Raw genomic sequence first — 18,824 nt, forward strand, 5'->3', positions numbered from 1 at the left:
AAAGACCGAATCGCCCAACTTTGGGACTATATTTAGGCAATAAGAGGCATTTTTGACGCTGTATAAACTGGTCGTTTGCCAACTTGCCGCCAAAGTTAGTTAACGCCAAGGATAGCGTAAAAACTTTCCAAGGCATATATTTAATTCAAATTTAACACACTTTTTAAAGTGGAGTCATTAATTTAATTACGAACAATGAAAGAAATTAAATCACATAAACGAAGAGGAAAACTGCCTAAAATAGAGGTGGTTGATTTGTTTTGTGGTATTGGTGGGTTGAGTTTTGGAATGAAATCTAAGGGCTTTTCCATTCTTGCTGGATTTGATTTAGATGCAACTTGTAAATATGCATATGAAACTAACAACGAAGCCAAATTCAATTATAAGGATATCAAGGAGGTTCATGGAATAGATATAAACAAATACTATTCAAAGAAATCCATCAAGGTGTTGGCTGGTTGTGCACCATGTCAGCCGTTTTCTTCTTATGCATTCAAAAACAAAGAGAAAGATCCGAATAAGTATGATTTACTATACGAATTCGGTAGATTGGTGAAGGAAGTTCAGCCAGATATTATAACAATGGAAAATGTACCATCCCTTCTTACTTTTAATGAGAAAGATGTTTTTGGCGATTTTGTACATACGCTAAAAGAAGCAAAATATAACGTTTCGTATCATGTAGTATATTGCCCAGATTATGGTATTCCTCAGACGCGAAAGAGGTTGGTTTTATTGGCATCTCGGCTAGGTCCTATAGATTTGATTAAGGAAACTTGTACCCCCGATAATTATAAAACAGTACGAGATACTATTGGAAACTTGCCTCCTTTAAAAGCTGGCGAGGCTAGCTCCACTGACTCCCTACACAGATGTTGTTTCCTATCAGAAAAGAATTTGCAGCGCATCAAGGCGACTCCAGCAGGAGGTAGTTGGAAAGACTGGCCATCAGAGCTGGTTTTGGAATGTCATAAAAGAAAGGGTGGAAAAAGTTTTGGTAGTGTATATGGAAGAATGCGATGGGACAAGCCTAGTCCTACCATGACCACGCAATGTACGGGTTTGGGAAATGGAAGATTCGGTCATCCCGACCAAGATAGGGCTATTTCTGTTAGAGAAGCGGCACTGTTGCAAACCTTCCCTCGTTCTTATGCCTTCTTTGACAACGAGGATTCAATATCTATTGGTGTAGCCTCTAGATACATCGGGAATGCTGTACCTCCCAGACTTGGGGAAGTAATTGCAGAAAGTATTATTCAACATATTAGAAATACGCCAAATGAAAGATAAAAATCAAACCTTAAAATGGCGATTTGATGTTTCGACTTTTCGCTTGATAGGTCGTGAGCTCATTACAGATAGAGTCACGGCTCTATTCGAATTGGTGAAAAATTGCTATGATGCCAATGCATGTCAGGTTACTGTTCGATTCACAAATGTGGGGGCTGACAAACAAAATGCTGTCATAGAAATTATCGACGATGGCTGTGGCATGTCTTTTGAAGATATCAGGGACAAATGGATGGTTATTGGAACGTCATCTAAACGTAAAAATCCCTATTCTCCAGAACCTTTTCGCCGAAGATGCGTAGGCGAAAAAGGAATTGGACGGTTTGCTGTTGATAAGCTAGGTGACAAGACTCGCATTATTACCAAAACAGCGGGTGAAAAGGAATGGCTGAATGTTGTAATTGATTGGTCTTTCTACGAACATAATGATACCAATGACATACTGCTGTTTACTGATATTGAAAACGATTACCAATATTCTCCCGCAGACAAACTCTCAGAATCGGGTACAAAGTTGGTTATCTCGGCTATCAGAGAGTATTGGACCAAAAGCGAAATAGAACAACTCATTCGTCAGATATCGAAGATCAGATCTCCTTTTGTTAATAAAAATGATGAATTTCAAGTTCGTGTGGTAGCCGATGAATTCGGAATCAATCAAAATGCAATTCATACAATTGAGGAGACAGATATAGCGACAGCTTCATTTACAATCGATTTTAACGAAAAGAACAACACTCAGGAAAGTATATTTTTTGATAAAAAAAGTAGTTCTTTTAAATCTCGAAATATACCCATAGATAAAGACTTTGGTGGAATCAAAATGAGAGTATATTTCTTTGATGGACCTGCTCGTGCCAAATATCGCAAAGCATACCCCAACGATTCGATAGATGGTTTCAAAGTCTATAGAGATGGCATCATCACCACACCATTTGCCGAGGCAAACAAGGATCAAGATAAAAAAAGAGATATCTTAGGAATTGACAAGCGTGTGTGGCAAGATATTTTCAACAGAATAAGTACGCGTGAATTTCTTGGCTCCATCGAATTGACTCGTGATGGAAACCCAAATATTATTGATGCTACCAACAGACAAGATTTTGTTGATAATGAGGCTTATCGTAAATTCAAGGACTTTATCGTACTTCAGCTAAATGCATTACAAGCCTATAAAGAGACCATGCGTAAGAAACAGAAAGAAGAAGTTTCTACTGAGCTAAATTCTGCATCTGAAAATATAAACCAATTCATCACTACGATTTCCGACTTTGCACAGCAGAACTCCAGTTTAAAGCCCACGGTTGATATTCTTATCAAACAAGCAAAAAAGACTGGGCAGTCAGTAAAAAATGCAATCAAGGAACAGAAGAAGGTAGAAGAGGACTTTACGCGTAAAGAGAATATCTATATGAGCATCATGTCACTGCAAGACTATGCCATACAGATTGCACATGCCGTTCGTACCACTTTAAATCAGATGAAGGATAGAATTGAATTTTTCTATCGTTATTACCCTGATCCAGAAGAAGAAGAACTTTTCAAATTATACGCAAAAGAAATGTTCCAAAAATACAAGGTGCTGAACCGGGTGATTGACTTTATGCTGAGTTACTCGCAGTCCAATCTGAATCCTGAAGAAATTGTTTTAAAGGAGATTTTCGAAGAAATTTTGAATGACTACAGCCATATATTTGATCAAGAAAACATCAAGGTTGATAGTTCTTTCCCTGTTCAACTCAAGTTGACAATTAATAAGCAGTTCTTTAGAGACATCCTTCAAAATCTGATTGACAATTCGATTAAGGCAATGGCAAATGCCAAAACCAAGATCCTAAAGGTGTCCTATGAAGCACTCTCCAATAATCTTGTCATTAAGGTTTCGGATACTGGGGTTGGAATCCCTGTAGAACGCAGAGAGCAAGTATTTGCCCTATACTATACTACCACTCAAGATAAAGGCGGGGCTGGTGTTGGCTTATACATTGTTAAGACCAGAGTAGAATCTTTGAAGGGAACTGTGTCTATTGAGGACAGTGAATTTGGTGAGATTGGGACTACGGTAAAAATTGTTATACCCTTTAAACATTAAAGTATGGATTTCAAAGTAGTATTTATTGATGATAATCTAGACGTAAATGAACCTATCGTTCAGAATATCAGAAAGCATTATAAAAATGCTGATTATAGTCATGTCTTTAAGAATCCGCAAGAGGGCTTAGATTTTGTTCTAGAAAACATAAATAGTAGGATGATTGTATTTCTTGACTGGAACTTTAGTGGTTTACCTACCAAAGGGATAGACATTCTGAAAGAAATACGAAAAAAAACATCTTTACTATATGTGATAATGATGTCAGCTAATCCTGTAACCTCATTTCCAGCTCAGTCGGTTATTGATATGATGAACGAAGAGAATTTCTTTTTTTTAGATCGCAGCCAAGACATTGACGTGACGTTTGGGCTGATTGACAAGATACAGAAAAATTGGGTTACTAGATTTGATTGTATCTTAGAGCAATGGCTCATTAATCATCCCGAATGTTCTGACAAGATTGCTTTTAGGACTTTTGACCAAACGATTACATGGCAAAAAATATTGGAAGAACTTCGCAAACAATCCACGATTGGGAAATCATTTGAAAAGATGGTGAATCAGTTCTATATCTATCAATTTACTGAAAACTCGGAGGCTAATGAGTAGTGTTTTGATTGCATACAACAATGATTGTAATACGGAATTACATCATTTTTTCGAGTCTTGCTCAGATGAAGCGAAACAAGCTTGTTTGGATAACAAGATAACATTTGAGAGCGTATGTCCACCTAACTTAAATGCAGATAAAGTTTGTGGAAAGATGGAGAGTAACTCTCTTTGTGTTATTGTCTCTCATGGCATAAATGGTGAGATTATCAACGAAAATAACGAAGAAGTCATCTCTATCCATACAACAAACTATAATTTTGCCAACAAAGGACTTTACGCTTTAGCTTGTTATTCAGGTCTAGATTTAAAAGATGAGTTAATAAGAATTGGAATTAAATTCTTCGTAGGTTACTCAGACTCATGGATGATAGGAACTGACGAAGAGTTATTCTTGAAATGTGCTCTTCAGGGCTTGAAAGATTTTCTTTCTGGAAAATCTAAGAAGGATGCAAAGGAATGTATGATATCCACATATAAAAATACGATTAAAGATATGCCATCTAATTCTTTTGAGGATAACTTTCAAAAGATGCTAATGATAAACAATTTGGAGTCTCTTGTTTTTGAAGGAGAAGATGATTTATTGTTTTCTGATTTAGCGTAAAAATACCCCAGTTCGGGATAAGATTTTGTTCATAAAAAAGTTGGTAGTCTTATAAATATTTTGCACCTTTGCAGGTGAAAGTGTGTCCTGAGACAGAATGAAATCTGATATTGGCTATATTTGATAGATTTCTGTTATAACTTCTAAAGAGATGGTGGCAGACCCACCGCATTCGGCATGCAGGTGCTGATTGCAAACCGCTTTGTGCTGCTCTGATGGAAACAGATGGGTAGTGAACGACAATTGAAAGCCTTCTGTAAGGTTGGCAAGGTATGTGTCAAGGAGCTGAACGCAAGTGAACCATTAAGTTTCTGGTTTCAGGGATTTGATGAGTTACGCGTTAACAAATTAACATTTTAACATTTATGGATAAGATTATAGCACTATACGGTGGTGCAAATGTAGGGAAGAGCACCACGTTTATGGAACTGGCAACGATGCTGCCAGAACCGATAGACACCCTACACTGGAACAAGAGCGACTACCGCGCCACTTTCATGGTGAACGGCAAAAAAGTGTGCATCTGCACATGGGGTGACAACCGAGCTGAACTTGATAGGAATATTGCATATTTCCACAAGATGCAGCCTGATATTGCCGTGACTGCCACAAGGACATGGGGAAAGACAGTTGAGGCTGTAGAGGAATATGCCAAGGAGTTTGAACCGCATGCACCAATCGAATGGATTCGCAAATGGAGATCATCGAAGGAGGATTGTAAGGGTATGGCTGAGAATATCTTGAAAAAGTGGGTATGATAGATTAACAACATAAGAAAAAGGAACCCGACTTATGGAAGTGATAATAACAAACATCGAGAGGTGGTAAGTAATGGGTCACGCCTGTTTGTGTAACCAAAAGGATATTACATGATTCAAAGCAAAAAAAGCCAGCCATTCGGCAGGATGGCTGGCAAAATAAAAGAATAGTCTTACTTCTTCTTGTAAGGGTACTTGGCGCCTTTGCTTGAGTTTTCACTGCTCTGAAGTGGCTGTAGATTCCTCATACTATTGGTACCACCATTGTCTTTTGGGTTTTTGTGGTCAACCTCCCAACCCATGGGCGACTCCTTACCGTAGCTCTGTCGATAAATCTCATTACCGCATGCGTCCTTGCGATAGCGAGCAGGGTCTTTCCCTGGAATCTCTTTGCCTTTGGCAAAAATCTGGTCTAATTGTTCTTTTGAGTATGTCAATGCTTTACACCTCCTTCCTATGCTAAGATTTGGTACGATAGATACCAAGCATATTGTTCATTCTGCAAAAATGCCGCCAAAATTCGTAGTGCAGACAAATTGTCACATTATTGTAAAAAATAGCTGGTAAATTACCGAACCAGTTCTATAGCCTCGTGACAACCAAGATCGACCAGAAGGTGCAAGGCTATGTGACCAACATCACAGAGACAGTAGAGGAAGGCAAGCCTAGCATCATCACTTCCGTTCTGGTGGAAACAGCTGTATTTGCAGACTGCCATTTTCTTCAAGAGGCGGTGGAAAACAGCGAACGCGTCACGAATTCTGCCATTGAAGACCTTTATGCAGATGGTGCCTACCAAAGATAGGGGCTTGCTCAAACATCGTATGCATGCATATAGCAGATGTATGTGGATGAACCTCAGAAGGATGGTAATATTCCAGATTTCAACATTTCAAAGATCGATATTTGCCCTTTTCGGGCCTATCAGAGAAACTTTCGGCTCTTTCATGGCTAATTCTCGAAAGATGTTCACCAGCGGAGCCGATTGCTATGTTTCACTCTGAATGACCACACTGGTTATGCTGGATTCAAAATATACCCCTTTTTAAAGTGGGCTCAGTGATTAAGCAATCTAAGAGTTAATTCTATTTTGTTTATTATGATTCATCGAAATAACCAAGATTACATTACAGCCTTTGTTGAGGGGTATATCTGTGCCATTATAGGTGAGCGGATGACAACTGCAAAGGTTTCAGAGGCAGAACTTGATAATGCAAAGCATTCAGCTGAGAAGTATGTAGAGTTTCAAATCGAGCATTCTGATTTCTCTGAAGAGGAGAAGGAAGCGATGAAGAAAGACTATAAGCTTTGGGCAGAATGTGCATTGCAAGGAATGAAGAAACGATTACGTGATAGTGGTAGATTACTATGATGCGCCAGCCGATAAACACTCGCAATTATGTTGCGTCAAACACCCAACACCAGCCCCTTGCGGGTAAAGACTCCGCTGGTGTTACCAAAACTCTGGCGGAGGCTATAGCGTAGCCAGTTACATCCTCTCGTCCCTGAGGGAAGAGAGGCTTGGTGAGAAAAGTGGAGCCCTCTTTGGCTAAAGAGGGACGGGGTGATTCGAAAAATAAACACCATATTATTATGAAAGGAATAGTATTAGCAGGAGGAAGCGGAACACGCTTGTACCCCATCACAAAGGGTATCAGCAAGCAGCTGATACCTATCTTTGATAAGCCGATGATATATTACCCAATATCAGTATTGATGTTGGCAGGTATCCGCGAGATACTCATTATTTCAACACCATTTGATTTACCAGGTTTCAAACGCCTTTTAGGCGATGGAAGCCAGTTAGGTGTCAAGTTCGAATATGCAGAGCAGCCATCACCTGATGGCTTAGCCCAAGCCTTCATTATCGGAGAGAAATTCATTGGCGATGAGGCTGCTTGCCTCGTATTAGGTGATAATATCTTCTATGGTGCAGGATTGAACCTGATGCTGCATCAGGCAGTGGCAGATGCTGAGCAGAACGACAAGGCAACCGTCTTCGGTTATCGTGTCAGCGATCCTGAGCGATATGGCGTGGCAGAGTTTGATGAGCAAGGCAATTGCCTGAGCATTGAAGAGAAGCCTCAGCATCCAAAGAGCAACTATGCTGTGGTAGGCTTATACTTCTACCCTAATAAGGTAGTGGAAGTAGCCAAGCATATTAAGCCATCCGCTCGTGGTGAGTTGGAAATCACAACTGTCAACCAGGAGTTCCTGAAGGATAAGCAGCTGAAGGTACAGACCATGGCAAGAGGATTCGCCTGGCTCGATACAGGAACTCATGATTCTCTTTCTGAAGCCTCCACCTTTATTGAGGTCCTGGAGAAGCGCCAGGGCTTGAAGGTGGCTTGCTTGGAAGGTATTGCATACCGTCAAGGTTGGATTACCGCAGAAAGATTAAGAGAGAATGCTCAGCCAATGCTGAAGAATGACTATGGCAAGTATCTCCTTTCAATACTTGATGAGAAAGAACAAACATTAAAAAAGAATTTAGAATATTAGAAACAATGAATATAATCAAAACTGATATTGAAGGCGTACTCATTATAGAGCCACGCCTCTTCCGTGACTCTCGTGGCTACTTCTTCGAGAGTTTCAGCGAGCGAGAGTTTGAAGAAAAGGTTGCCTCAATCTTGGGACACAGTGTTCACTTCTGCCAGGACAATGAGTCAATGAGCAGCTATGGTGTGATGCGAGGTCTGCACTTCCAGCGCCCACCTTATACCCAAAGCAAGTTGGTACGTTGCGTAAAAGGTAGAGTGCTTGATGTAGCAGTAGATATTCGCAAGGGCTCCCCTACTTATGGTAAGCATGTGGCTGTAGAACTGACAGAAGACAATCATCGCCAGTTCTTTATCCCAAAGGGCTTTGCTCATGGTTTCGCTGTTCTCTCAGAAACAGCCGTCTTCCAGTACAAGTGTGATAACTTCTATCATCCAGAGGCAGATGGAGGTATCTCGATTCTCGATGAAACCCTCGGTATTGATTGGAAAATCCCAACAGAGCATGCTAATCTCTCAGAGAAAGATACGAAGCATGCGATGTTGAAGGACTTCGATTCACCATTCGATATCAATGTAGATTTATACAAAATATAAAGGTTTGTATGAGGGTAGGAATTATAACATGGTGTTGTTATCATAATTTTGGTACGTTTCTTCAAGCATATGCTTTGCAGAGCTTTCTTCGCAGAAATGGTTATGATGTGGAATTATTAAATGATTACCAATATTCTGTTAAACAACCATTAAGTTTGAAAATAAGAATAGCGATTAAAGAATATATCAAGCACTTTTTCTTTCCGAAGCTTTTTAAATCAGTTAAGAAAGATAGAGAATCTGGTATTTTATATGAGGCTTTTAAAAAAAAATATTTACATGTAGATTATCAGGTCGCTTCTTTGTATGATGTTAATCAAAGATATGATGCTTTTGTGTGTGGTAGCGATCAGATATGGAATCCTGGTGGTTTTAAAAGAAATGGAAATGAATTCTATTTTGCAAGTTTTGCTTCAAAACCGAAAATAGCTTATGCTCCAAGTATAGGCGTAAAATCCATTCCTTCTGAATGCAAGGAGCGTTTTTCTGAATTAATTTCTGATTTTTCGTTTATTTCGGTGAGGGAAAAAACAGCAGTAAATGCCATGAAAGAAGTTACAGAAAAGCCAGTAGAGGTTGTTGTAGACCCGACTTTGCTTATAGATAGTAAAGACTGGTTTCAATTAATTGATAATGATTTAAATAAACAACAAGACAAATATTTGTTTTTGTATCTTCTGACATACAATCAAGAATATATATCGGCTGCATATAATTATGCTCAATTGCATAATTTAAAGGTCAGAGTAGTTAAAGCATGTGGGGTTAATTTACATATAGATGAAGCAGAGCCGGCTGGTCCACTAGAATTTCTTAATATGATAGCTAGTGCTTCATATGTAATGACAGACTCTTTTCATGCTGCAATTTTCTCAATGATATATAATAAGGCATTTGTTGTATTCAAGCGATTTAAAGATAATGATGTTGCCAGTCAGAATTCTAGAGTAGAAAACCTATTAGGTAAGGTAGGGCTAAAGGAGAGACTAATTGATGAAAATCACTTAGAATTTATTGATGCTCTTACTGATATTGATTTCGGGCAGGTTGACCATCTCATAAAAAGAGAAATTCAAAATTCTCAGCAATATCTTATTAATGCATTAAAAATTGTTCAGAATGAAAGAAGTTAAGGAACTGGCTAAAAATACGGGTCTGTTGGCCATAGGACAGTTTGGTACGAAGTTATTAAGTTTCTTCTTAGTCCCATTATATACGTATGTTCTTTCTACAGCCGATTATGGTACTTATGATTTGATGAATACCACTGTATCGTTGCTTGTTCCCATTCTTTCTTTGAATATATGTGATTCTGCATTGCGCTTTCCTTTAGACAAGGATGTGGATAGAAAGCAGATCTTTTCCATCTGCTGTTTACACATGTTTGCAAGTGTGTTGTTTGGTGGCATATTAATTGGATTGAATTATTACTTTGATGTTATATCAATAGTTAACGACTATCCAGTACTTTTTCTCTTATTATTTGCAAGTAATGCTATTAGTGGATTCTTAAATTATTTCGTACGAGGAATTGATAAAGTTAAGGAAGTTGCAATATCTGGGGTGTTGAGTTCTGCTGTCATGATAGCTCTTAATTTGTTATTTCTCTTACCTCTTCATATGGGATTGCTAGGATTTTTCTTGGCAACTATAATAGGAAGCTTTAGTCAGTCTATCTATTTGTTTATGGCAATAAAGGGATGGAAATATTTTCAGATAACATCACGTGATAAGCAGCTTCACCGAGATATGGTAAACTATAGTCAGCCACTTATTTTGAATAATATATCATGGTGGGTTAATGGTGTTTCTAATCGTTATATTATCACTTGGTTTTGTGGCATTGCAGCCAATGGTATTTATTCGGTTAGTTATAAAATACCATCTATTTTGGTGATGTTTCAAGGTATATTTAGCCAAGCTTGGACAATGTCGGCAGTTCAAGGGTATGATAAAGATGATAAAAATGGATTCTTTACCCGGATGTACCAATCGTATAATTTGTGTATGGTTCTGGTATGTTCAGTGTTGATTATGCTTTCAAGGGTCATGGCTAAGTTTTTGTATGCAAATGACTTTTATAATGCATGGAAATATGTGCCGTTTTTGCTTATAGCTTCAGTATTTGGAGCATTAAGCGGTTATGTTGGAGGAATTTTTGCAGCGACTAAAGATACTAAGATATTTGCCAAAACAAGTATAATGGGAGCTGTGGCTAATCTTATGCTAACCTTTGTGCTGGTTTGGAAAGTTGGAGTTATGGGTGCTGCTATAGCTTCTCCTGTCTCATATGGATTCATCTGGTATTTGCGAATCAAGAGTGTTAGTAAATACATGAACATGAAGATTAATCTTTTCAAGGATGTTTTTGGATATCTTATTCTTTGTATCCAGACAGTTCTTCTTTTCATATTTCCTGATAACATATTATTTTTTATTTTGCAACTATTAGCAATTGTAGTATTGCTGTTACTTAATAAAGAGCTGTTATCAATAGTAATGAATAAAATAACGAATAAATTTATAAAACGATGAAAGAAAATCAATCGATAAAAGTATCTATAATTGTAGCCATTTACAATTCTGCTAAGTTTTTAGATAAGTTGATTACCTCAATTATTGACCAGACTTACAAGAATATTGAAGTTATCCTTGTTGATGATGGATCGCCTGATAATAGTGGTGAAATTTGTGATAAATATGCTGCACTAGATTCTAGAATAAAAGTTCTTCATAAGAAAAATGGTGGAGCTTGTGATGCACGCAATAAAGGTTTGGAAATGGTTACTGGTGAATATCTCTCTATCATAGATGGCGATGATTGGCTGGAACCAGATTATGTTGAATATCTTTTAAAACTTGCTGTAGATACAGGTTCAGATATGTCTATGAGTAAGTATATTTTTACTACACGAGATAGGGAGCAAGTTACTGCGGATAATATTGAAACTTGGAATGCAGAGGAAGCTGCAGTTCAGATAATTTATCCTAAAATACCTATTGGACCATGGAACAAACTTTATAAAACGAGTTTGATTAAAGATAATCATATTGATTTTAATGTGCCTTGGTCTGGAGAAGGTCATTGGTTCTCCTGTATGGCTGCCCAATGTGCTAACCATGTTGGGGTAGGCTCCCGTAAAGTTTATAATTATAGATTGAATAATGCTGGAAGCGGACTTACCAATTTTAAAGTAGTTATGGGTACAAACGCTTTGTGGAACACCAAGAATATTGGTAATAAGTTGGTTCATCCAACAAAGCGTCTTAAAGCTGCTGTCAATTATCATATTTGGAGTTGCTATCATTTTATACTGATGCTGATTACTGCAACAAATTCTAAACAAGAATATGCAAAGGAATACGAGGAGTGTCTTGTACAAACAAAGGCGATGCTTCCTTCCGTCCTTTTACGTAGTGAAGTGACTTGGAAACATAAAATTAAGATGATACTTATTACAATGTTTCCTATAACTTATGCAAAATACATTATCAAGAAAAATAGAAAAGCTTTAGAAAAAGATTTAAAAAATCTATAATTATGAGTATAGCTAATAAAGTAAAGAATTTATTACGTTGGTATATTAAAGAAACTAAACGTAAAGAAATACATCCAATCATTCCACAGATTACTATTCCAAATCTCTTGCGAGATAAAGTCGCATTAGTTATGGGGGGGCATGGTGGAATAGGAAAAGCTATTGTCAATTCTTTTGTTGATAGTGGATGTAAAGTTATAGTTGTTTCCCGTAATGTAGAAAAGGCAAAGTCTTCTTTCCCTTTGCATGAGAATCTAGCATTCATTAGTTTTGATTTACAGAAACTCTCTAACATAAGCGAAATGGTTCTTCAGGCTATATCTATTTGGGGCAAGATTGATATTTTAGTGAATACTGCAGGTACACATACCGAAAATGTTGATTTTTGGACTGTTTCAGAAACAGAATATGATAGGGTGTTGGATATTAATTTGAAAGGCTGTTATTTTGTCAGTCAAAGAGTTGCCTCCTGGATGAAAGAAAATGGTATCAAAGGACATATTCTTAATGTTAGTTCTTCTACTGGTGGGGAACCATCATGGTCGCCTTATAGAATATCTAAGAGAGCATTAGAAGGAATGACTTTAGGTATGGCTCAAATTATGCAACCGTTTGGTATTGTTGTGAATGGAATTGCTCCAGGAGAAGTAGCAACCGGGCTAATCAATTGGAATGAGGGCGATAGTATCGATACTGAGCATAATCATTTTGGTAGAATGGCAATGCCAGAAGAGGTTGCTAATTTAGCTTTATTTTTGGTAAGTGATATGGGAAATATGATAACTGGGCAGATGATTTATATGTCTGGTGGAAGAGGTGTGTATGATATAAGATAAATAATATGAGACCATTACATATTATAATGCCAATGGCTGGTGAGGGAAGCCGATTCCTGAAGGAGGGATGGACTACTCCTAAACCATTGATTAAGTTGCACGACAAGGAATTGTTTCTTCGTGCTATCGGGAGTGTCAAAGTAGAAGATGCTCCTATGAAGTATTCGTTTATTGTTCGACAGGAACATATAGACAAGTATCAAATAGACGAGAAGATAAAGCAGATTCTTCCAGATGCAAATATCTTCTCAGTTCAAAAGACAACTAGAGGTGCTGTCGAGACTTGCTTGATGGCTCGTTCTGCAATTGCTCCAGAAGATTCCATTGTTGTGATGGATTGCGACTTGGAGTTTAAAAGCAAGGATTATGTAGAAAATATCGAGTCCATTCTGTCTAAGCCAATAGAAGATGTAGATGGTGGAATGCTGGTATCTTTTGACTCAGACCTTCCAAAGTATAGTTATGCTGAGGTGGATGAGGATATGAATGTTATAAGAACCGCTGAGAAAGAGGTGATTTCTCACCATGCTTTATGCGGCGCTTATTTCTTTTCAAAAGCTCAGAGCTTCCTGAATGCTGCTGATGCTATGTTGGCTGATACTCACTTCGCAAAGCCTGAGTTCTATGTTTCTTTGCTCTTCAATACACTTTTGCAGAATGGTGAGCATGTAAAGCTAGCTAAAATGGAGGAGTATTACTCATACGGCACTCCTGAAGAACTAAAACGATATATGTAATGTCACTGATAAAACTACTGGTAACAGACTTTGATGGAACTTTGGTTGATACCTTTGAGGCAAATTTCTTAGCTTACCAAAAGGCTTTCTCCCAGTACGGTTTAAATTTAACAGAGCAGCAATATAAAGATTGTTTCGGTTTCCGATTCGATGACTTTATGGAGCATATGGGAATCTCTGATACAATCATCAAGCAAGGTATCAGAAAGGCAAAGGGGGATTGTTATCCTCTCTTCTTTGACAAGTTGAAAGTTAACCATTCTCTCCTTTCTATGTTGAAGTCCTTCAAGCAAGCAGGGGGATTGACCGCTGTGGCATCTACGGCACGAAAGAAAAACTTAATGAATGCCTTGGAGCATATAGAAGCCTTGGAAGCTTTTACGCTGATTATAGCTGGCGAGGATGTTGAGCATGGGAAACCCAATCCTGAGATATATAATAAAGTTTTAGAGAAGTTAAATATCCAGCCTGGCGAAGCTTTGGTCTTCGAGGATTCTCCTGTAGGCATAGGCGCAGCTGTTGCTGCTAATCTTTCTTATGTTCAAATAACAAAAGACTATTTTTATGGAAATACAAGTAAAAGGTCATAGTGGATGCCAGATAGATATTGTCAATGACGGCAATAATCTTTATATCTATAAGAGTACACATGACCCTAAATATATCAATCGCCTCTTCTTGCAGGCTAAAAAACAGCAAGAGGCATGTAGAAGAGCTTATCAGCATATACGTATTCCTGAAATCTTTGAGATAGACAAAACGGATGAACATCTCATCATCAAGATGGAGTATGTGTATAGCAAGAACTATATCGATTATTTTGAGGATGCAGGGTTCGACAATATCAGTTATTTTGTCAAGGCCTTGAAAATCTTCATGAATGCCGAGATAGAAGATTCTCCTCTTCGAAAGGTCAATACCCAGATTGTTAAAGATAAATTCTTGGATGTTTGTAATAAATGCCATGTGAATGAATTTTTGAAAGGGGATAAAGAGGTTGAGGCTTTACTGGAGAAATGTAGCAAGGTGTTTGAGCAACTACCGATTGAGATTGAAATCCCGATTGGGAAGTGTCATGGTGATTTGACTTTCTCAAATATCCTCTTCAATGGTAACAATTATTATCTTATCGATTTTTTGGATTCTTTCATCGAGTCTCCTTTGCTCGACCTTGTAAAGATTCGCCAGGATTCTCAGTATGAATGGTCCCGCTTGATGTATGAAGGAGATGTAGACTTGGTAAGATTGAGCATCATATCTCAGAAAATTGACCATGAGATTGATTCTTATTATTCGCAGTATGTTTGGTATCGTGAATATTATCATGTCTTCCAACTGATGAACTTCCTACGTATCTTGCAGTATTCCAGGGAGGAGAAAGTAACAAGTTATCTTAAGAATGTAATCAATTCAATGTTATGAGTTTGAGTTTAATAGTGCCTATAGCGGCAGACCGACCAGAATATGAGCATACGATGCCTTATGTTTTCAATTTTGCAGAAGATGGTGTTTTGCTTTGTATCAAGTCTATTCAAGGCTTGGATTTGACAAAGTTTGAGCATATTTATTTTGTGATTTTAGACAAACTTGACCAGAAATACCATCTGTCAGAATTGCTCAATATGCAGTTGTATAATTTAGAATTGTCGAAAAAGGCTAAAGTCTTATCCTTGAAAAATCCTACAAATTCACAGGCAGAAACGATATACGAATGTGTAAAGCAAGAGCAGATAGAGGGTGGTATCTTTATTAAGGATGCAGATGGCTATTTCACCTGTGACTTTACCGAGACAAATGGTATTGCCATTTATCCTCTGGACAAGTTGGATATGGTAAATCCTCACAATAAGAGCTATGTGGATTTGGATGACCAATTTTATATCACTAATATTATAGAGAAGAAGATTATTAGTAGATATTTCAATGCAGGTGGTTATCTTTTTGAGAATGCCAGTCAATTCTGTTCATATTATGAGCGATTGGCTCATTTTGATAAACTATATATGTCTCATATCGTTTATGCCATGTTGCTTGACAATATCTCGTTCCGTCCTTTTAATGTTGAGGATTATCAGGATTGGGGAAATGAAAAAATGTATTACTATTTTTTGAGAAAAGCATATGAGTAACAGAAAATCCTTACCATTGGTTGTAATTACTGATTTGTCTAATAGGATTCAATATTATCAATGGTTCGTTTATGGCTTGCAGTCACTTGCAAACGAAGGGAAAATTAAACTAGAGTTTGCTGTTCCTTTTTCTCAGCGTTTATTGTTGTCAAATCATACAACATTTGTGGTTCGTTGCCAAAATAAAATTAAGAGAATTGTAGGGGGGCATGCTGAACAAAAGACGAAAGCATATTTCCGTGGTTATGTTAGGTTTGGTACGCAAACTCATTCATTTTGCATAGACTCTGCTGATAGTCCCAATATGTTTAATGGTAAATTACTTAAGGATGTTGATATTTATTTTAAGTTACAATGTCCTAAAGAGATTTCTGAAAAAGGTTTCTTAATAGGTAATCAATATATACCATTTTTTGATTCTGAATTTGAAAATCCAGCAGATGAAGGAAAGGTGAAGGCAAAGCGCAAACTATGTCCTGAAGTTTATACCTGCGAGAAAAAGATTAAACCTTTGATGATTGGACCTCGCTCTATGGGACGTACCTGTTCGTTCAAAGAATTGGATGCAGCTTATAACAATTTACTTTCTGCACGTTCTGTAAAGCAAACAGGTAAGGCAATGTGTTATTTTGGTAATGCTGCTGGTCCTGTGCCAACAGAACATGTAACAGAACCTGATTGGGATTGGGAGTCAGATATCTTGGGATACTTTGGTAATAAGATAAACCATCCTAATGAGAAGCGAGCTAAGATTGCCGATATTATGGATGGTCTTGGTGAAGGTTATGATGCTAGAGTCATCAATAGAGGTAACTCTGACATAGGTATCAATACTAATGAGGAATTAGTTATACCGCTGAAAGATTTTTCTAAGCATGTGGCAAAGTTCCAGTATAATGTCAATGTTTCTGGTTATCGAATGAGTATTCCTGCTCGTTTCATTGATAGCTTCGTATGCGGTACAGCCATAGCTACAGATAATCTTCAGGTGAAATGGTATCATCCATTTGGTGATGAAGTGACGGAAATCGGAGAAATGGGTTATCTACCGTATGATGAGGTTAATTTTTCTGAAGTTACTGATAAGCTGAAACATTTAAAGCCAGTTAGCAAGGAATATGTTATAGAACAATACGAAAAGTATTGGGCACCAGCAAAAGTAGCTCAGTATATATTAAATACAATAATTAATGTAAAATAATGATACAAAAAAAAATTCATTATTGCTGGTTTGGTGGTAATCCATTGCCAGCGAGTGCACAGAAGTGTATTGCGTCATGGAGAAAATATCTCCCTGATTATGAGATAAAGGAATGGAACGAGAGTAACTTTGACGTGAATATCATTCCTTATACAGCTGAGGCATACAAGGCGAAGAAGTATGCCTTTGTGAGTGATTATGCCCGTTTCTGGATTCTCTATAAGTATGGTGGCCTTTATTTTGATACGGATGTAGAGGTCATCAAGAATATGGATGATATCATTGCAAAAGGTCCGTTTATGGCTTTTGAGGATGTAAGTGATGGAAAATACCCAATAGCTCCTGGTCTTGTTATGGGTGCTTTACCTAAAATGGATTTTTTATCCCATATTATAGACGTATATAGACGGAAGGACTTTGGTTTTGGCCGAGGTATGGATAATGTGGTGACCTTGACTACAAATATATTTATCGAAAAGGGTTTGTTGCAAAATAACGAATTACAAAAGGTGTATGATTTTATCATATACCCAACGGAATATTTTTGCCCATTGTCAAAATCAACTGGTAAAATGAGAATAACCAATAATACTTGTGGTATACATTGGTATGATGGTACTTGGCTTTCTAGAAAGGATAAGGTGGGGCAGTATATTAGAATGCACTTTGGTGAAAAAGTATTCCTTTTGATGTGTAGAGTGAAAAATATATTTAGTTTTGTTCGAAAATGAGAGATTTTTTATGTAAAGCAACATTTGTTTCTCTATTGTGGTTTTCGGGTTCAAATGTTCTTTTAGCCTTAAATTATCCAATTGTCTATCTAAACAGTATAGTTTACCCTGTTTTAATATTAGGTACAATAACTATGTGTTATATGAATTTCCCAATATTTAAAGAAACTAATAGAATAGAAAAGATTGGATTGTATTTGTTTCTTATTTGTGCTATATTCTTAGCTACAGCAGGAAGGGGGTTATATACAATTAACTATTATAGCGTATGTGTATTCCCCATTCTTTATTCAGTAATTTTACGTGAGAATATTAAGAAAAAGAAAAATATAAATTTCTTGGTGACAATGCTTATTGTCTTTTTTGTTGCAAACTCTTGTATTGCTATCTTTGAAAGACTTTTTTTGCATAATTTTTTACCTGATTGTGGAGGCAATCTACAAGATTTCTCACAAAAAGAAGGTTTCCGTAGTGTTGCTTTAACAGGCTATCCTTTAGGTGGTGCTTTCTTTTCAATGACGATGTCATTATTTATTTTATTTTCAAGATTGCAATCAAAAGAGAAAATAATATTATTCACATTGGGCTTATTAAGTCTTTTATGTTTTAATTCTCGTGCTGCAATTGCTGGGTTAGGACTAGGTACTATTATGTTTTTTATGAAGATATTCTTTAAAAAAAATAATTTTAAGAGTAAGATATATATTATACTCTTATCTTTGGTAGCATTTTTTTGTCTTCGTTTATTGTTTGATGCAGGCTTTGGAGATCGAATGTTTGATTTCGGAAAAGATGAAAGCTCTGATGTGAGAGCTGATAATTTAGCGTTGCTTCCTTTTTTGGAAGTAAAGGAGCTTTTATGGGGAATGAGTGCTAAGGATGTTGAATATATGACTTTAAGATTTGGTGGTGCTACATCTATTATAGAGAATCCATGGTTAAATTATATACTGCGATATGGTTTAGTGTTTTTACTTTTATTGTGCTTATACTATTTTATTCTTTTCAAAAATCTCTTTAAAGGTTTCCCTCTTTATGATATTTGTGTTGTCTCAGGAATATGGTTAATAGTCCAGTCTTCTAATAATGGATTTTCAGCTTCATGTGATACATCAATAGTTTTATTAATGACTATTATATATGCTTTTAAAATTATCAATAAAAGTAACAGTAAAAGTAATGACTAATTATAGT

General features: G+C 37.0%; 21 protein-coding genes. 20 read left to right on the plus strand and 1 reads right to left on the minus strand.

Annotated features, from left to right (window positions below; all coding sequences use genetic code 11):
• The first annotated feature begins 195 nt into the window (after nucleotides 1-195).
• From FO447_RS15490 to FO447_RS15510, 5 genes are all read left to right on the plus strand, one after another.
• The gene (locus FO447_RS15490) at nucleotides 196-1,290 is read left to right on the plus strand and encodes a DNA cytosine methyltransferase (protein WP_200758677.1); all 1,095 of its coding nucleotides are present in this window, start codon (nucleotides 196-198) and stop codon (nucleotides 1,288-1,290) included.
• The gene (locus FO447_RS15495; RefSeq protein WP_200758679.1) at nucleotides 1,280-3,382 is read left to right on the plus strand and encodes an ATP-binding protein; all 2,103 of its coding nucleotides are present in this window, start codon (nucleotides 1,280-1,282) and stop codon (nucleotides 3,380-3,382) included. The genes FO447_RS15490 and FO447_RS15495 overlap by 11 nt, the downstream gene beginning before the upstream one ends.
• A 3-nt stretch (nucleotides 3,383-3,385) precedes the next feature.
• Nucleotides 3,386-3,994 carry a hypothetical protein gene (locus tag FO447_RS15500; protein WP_200758680.1) on the plus strand — a complete coding sequence of 203 codons (609 nt, stop codon included), beginning with the start codon at nucleotides 3,386-3,388 and terminating at the stop codon, nucleotides 3,992-3,994.
• A gap of 85 nt (nucleotides 3,995-4,079) precedes the next feature.
• Nucleotides 4,080-4,601 (plus strand): hypothetical protein, encoded by a 522-nt coding sequence (locus FO447_RS15505; protein WP_151202076.1) that lies wholly within the window; start codon nucleotides 4,080-4,082, stop codon nucleotides 4,599-4,601.
• Between the two features lie 365 nt (nucleotides 4,602-4,966).
• Entirely contained in the window at nucleotides 4,967-5,359 is a 393-nt protein-coding gene (locus tag FO447_RS15510; RefSeq protein ID WP_200758681.1) for a hypothetical protein, read from the plus strand.
• A gap of 173 nt (nucleotides 5,360-5,532) precedes the next feature.
• On the opposite strand, the gene FO447_RS15515 is transcribed toward FO447_RS15510, so the two are convergent.
• Entirely contained in the window at nucleotides 5,533-5,796 is a 264-nt protein-coding gene (locus FO447_RS15515) for an HNH endonuclease signature motif containing protein (RefSeq protein ID WP_200758682.1), read from the minus strand.
• A gap of 155 nt (nucleotides 5,797-5,951) precedes the next feature.
• Here FO447_RS15515 and FO447_RS15520 point away from each other — a divergent pair, with 155 nt between their 5' ends.
• From FO447_RS15520 to FO447_RS15590, 15 genes are all read left to right on the plus strand, one after another.
• The gene (locus FO447_RS15520) at nucleotides 5,952-6,164 is read left to right on the plus strand and encodes a hypothetical protein (RefSeq protein ID WP_200758683.1); all 213 of its coding nucleotides are present in this window, start codon (nucleotides 5,952-5,954) and stop codon (nucleotides 6,162-6,164) included.
• Between the two features lie 294 nt (nucleotides 6,165-6,458).
• Nucleotides 6,459-6,731, plus strand: coding sequence for a hypothetical protein (locus tag FO447_RS15525; RefSeq protein ID WP_200758684.1), 273 nt, complete (start codon nucleotides 6,459-6,461; stop codon nucleotides 6,729-6,731).
• 221 nt (nucleotides 6,732-6,952) lie between these two features.
• Entirely contained in the window at nucleotides 6,953-7,861 is a 909-nt protein-coding gene (rfbA, locus tag FO447_RS15530; protein WP_200758685.1) for a glucose-1-phosphate thymidylyltransferase RfbA, read from the plus strand.
• Between the two features lie 5 nt (nucleotides 7,862-7,866).
• Nucleotides 7,867-8,457 (plus strand): dTDP-4-dehydrorhamnose 3,5-epimerase, encoded by a 591-nt coding sequence (rfbC, locus tag FO447_RS15535; protein ID WP_200758686.1) that lies wholly within the window; start codon nucleotides 7,867-7,869, stop codon nucleotides 8,455-8,457.
• Between the two features lie 8 nt (nucleotides 8,458-8,465).
• Nucleotides 8,466-9,590: a polysaccharide pyruvyl transferase family protein gene (locus tag FO447_RS15540; RefSeq protein ID WP_200758687.1), complete on the plus strand. Its 1,125-nt coding sequence runs from the start codon at nucleotides 8,466-8,468 to the stop codon at nucleotides 9,588-9,590.
• Nucleotides 9,577-10,992, plus strand: a complete 1,416-nt coding sequence (locus FO447_RS15545) for a lipopolysaccharide biosynthesis protein (protein ID WP_200758689.1) — start codon at nucleotides 9,577-9,579, stop codon at nucleotides 10,990-10,992. Before FO447_RS15540 ends, FO447_RS15545 begins: the two co-directional genes overlap by 14 nt.
• Nucleotides 10,989-11,996: a glycosyltransferase family 2 protein gene (locus tag FO447_RS15550; RefSeq protein WP_200758691.1), complete on the plus strand. Its 1,008-nt coding sequence runs from the start codon at nucleotides 10,989-10,991 to the stop codon at nucleotides 11,994-11,996. Before FO447_RS15545 ends, FO447_RS15550 begins: the two co-directional genes overlap by 4 nt.
• Nucleotides 11,997-11,998: 2 nt before the next feature.
• A complete protein-coding gene (locus FO447_RS15555; protein WP_200758693.1) occupies nucleotides 11,999-12,832 on the plus strand; it encodes an SDR family NAD(P)-dependent oxidoreductase in 834 nt (277 codons plus the stop codon).
• 5 nt (nucleotides 12,833-12,837) lie between these two features.
• Complete coding sequence (locus FO447_RS15560; protein ID WP_200758695.1) at nucleotides 12,838-13,569, plus strand: glycosyltransferase family 2 protein; 732 nt, start codon at nucleotides 12,838-12,840, stop codon at nucleotides 13,567-13,569.
• Nucleotides 13,569-14,159, plus strand: a complete 591-nt coding sequence (locus FO447_RS15565; RefSeq protein ID WP_200758697.1) for an HAD family hydrolase — start codon at nucleotides 13,569-13,571, stop codon at nucleotides 14,157-14,159. Before FO447_RS15560 ends, FO447_RS15565 begins: the two co-directional genes overlap by 1 nt.
• A complete protein-coding gene (locus tag FO447_RS15570) occupies nucleotides 14,134-14,991 on the plus strand; it encodes a phosphotransferase (protein WP_200758699.1) in 858 nt (285 codons plus the stop codon). Before FO447_RS15565 ends, FO447_RS15570 begins: the two co-directional genes overlap by 26 nt.
• Nucleotides 14,988-15,698: a hypothetical protein gene (locus FO447_RS15575; protein WP_200758701.1), complete on the plus strand. Its 711-nt coding sequence runs from the start codon at nucleotides 14,988-14,990 to the stop codon at nucleotides 15,696-15,698. Before FO447_RS15570 ends, FO447_RS15575 begins: the two co-directional genes overlap by 4 nt.
• Nucleotides 15,691-16,899 (plus strand): hypothetical protein, encoded by a 1,209-nt coding sequence (locus FO447_RS15580; protein WP_200758703.1) that lies wholly within the window; start codon nucleotides 15,691-15,693, stop codon nucleotides 16,897-16,899. The genes FO447_RS15575 and FO447_RS15580 overlap by 8 nt, the downstream gene beginning before the upstream one ends.
• The gene (locus FO447_RS15585) at nucleotides 16,899-17,630 is read left to right on the plus strand and encodes a glycosyltransferase family 32 protein (protein WP_200758705.1); all 732 of its coding nucleotides are present in this window, start codon (nucleotides 16,899-16,901) and stop codon (nucleotides 17,628-17,630) included. The genes FO447_RS15580 and FO447_RS15585 overlap by 1 nt, the downstream gene beginning before the upstream one ends.
• Complete coding sequence (locus FO447_RS15590; RefSeq protein WP_200758707.1) at nucleotides 17,627-18,817, plus strand: hypothetical protein; 1,191 nt, start codon at nucleotides 17,627-17,629, stop codon at nucleotides 18,815-18,817. Before FO447_RS15585 ends, FO447_RS15590 begins: the two co-directional genes overlap by 4 nt.
• Nucleotides 18,818-18,824: the final 7 nt, after the last annotated feature.

It is taken from the genome of Segatella copri, from assembly GCF_015074785.1.
Lineage (GTDB): Bacteria > Bacteroidota > Bacteroidia > Bacteroidales > Bacteroidaceae > Prevotella.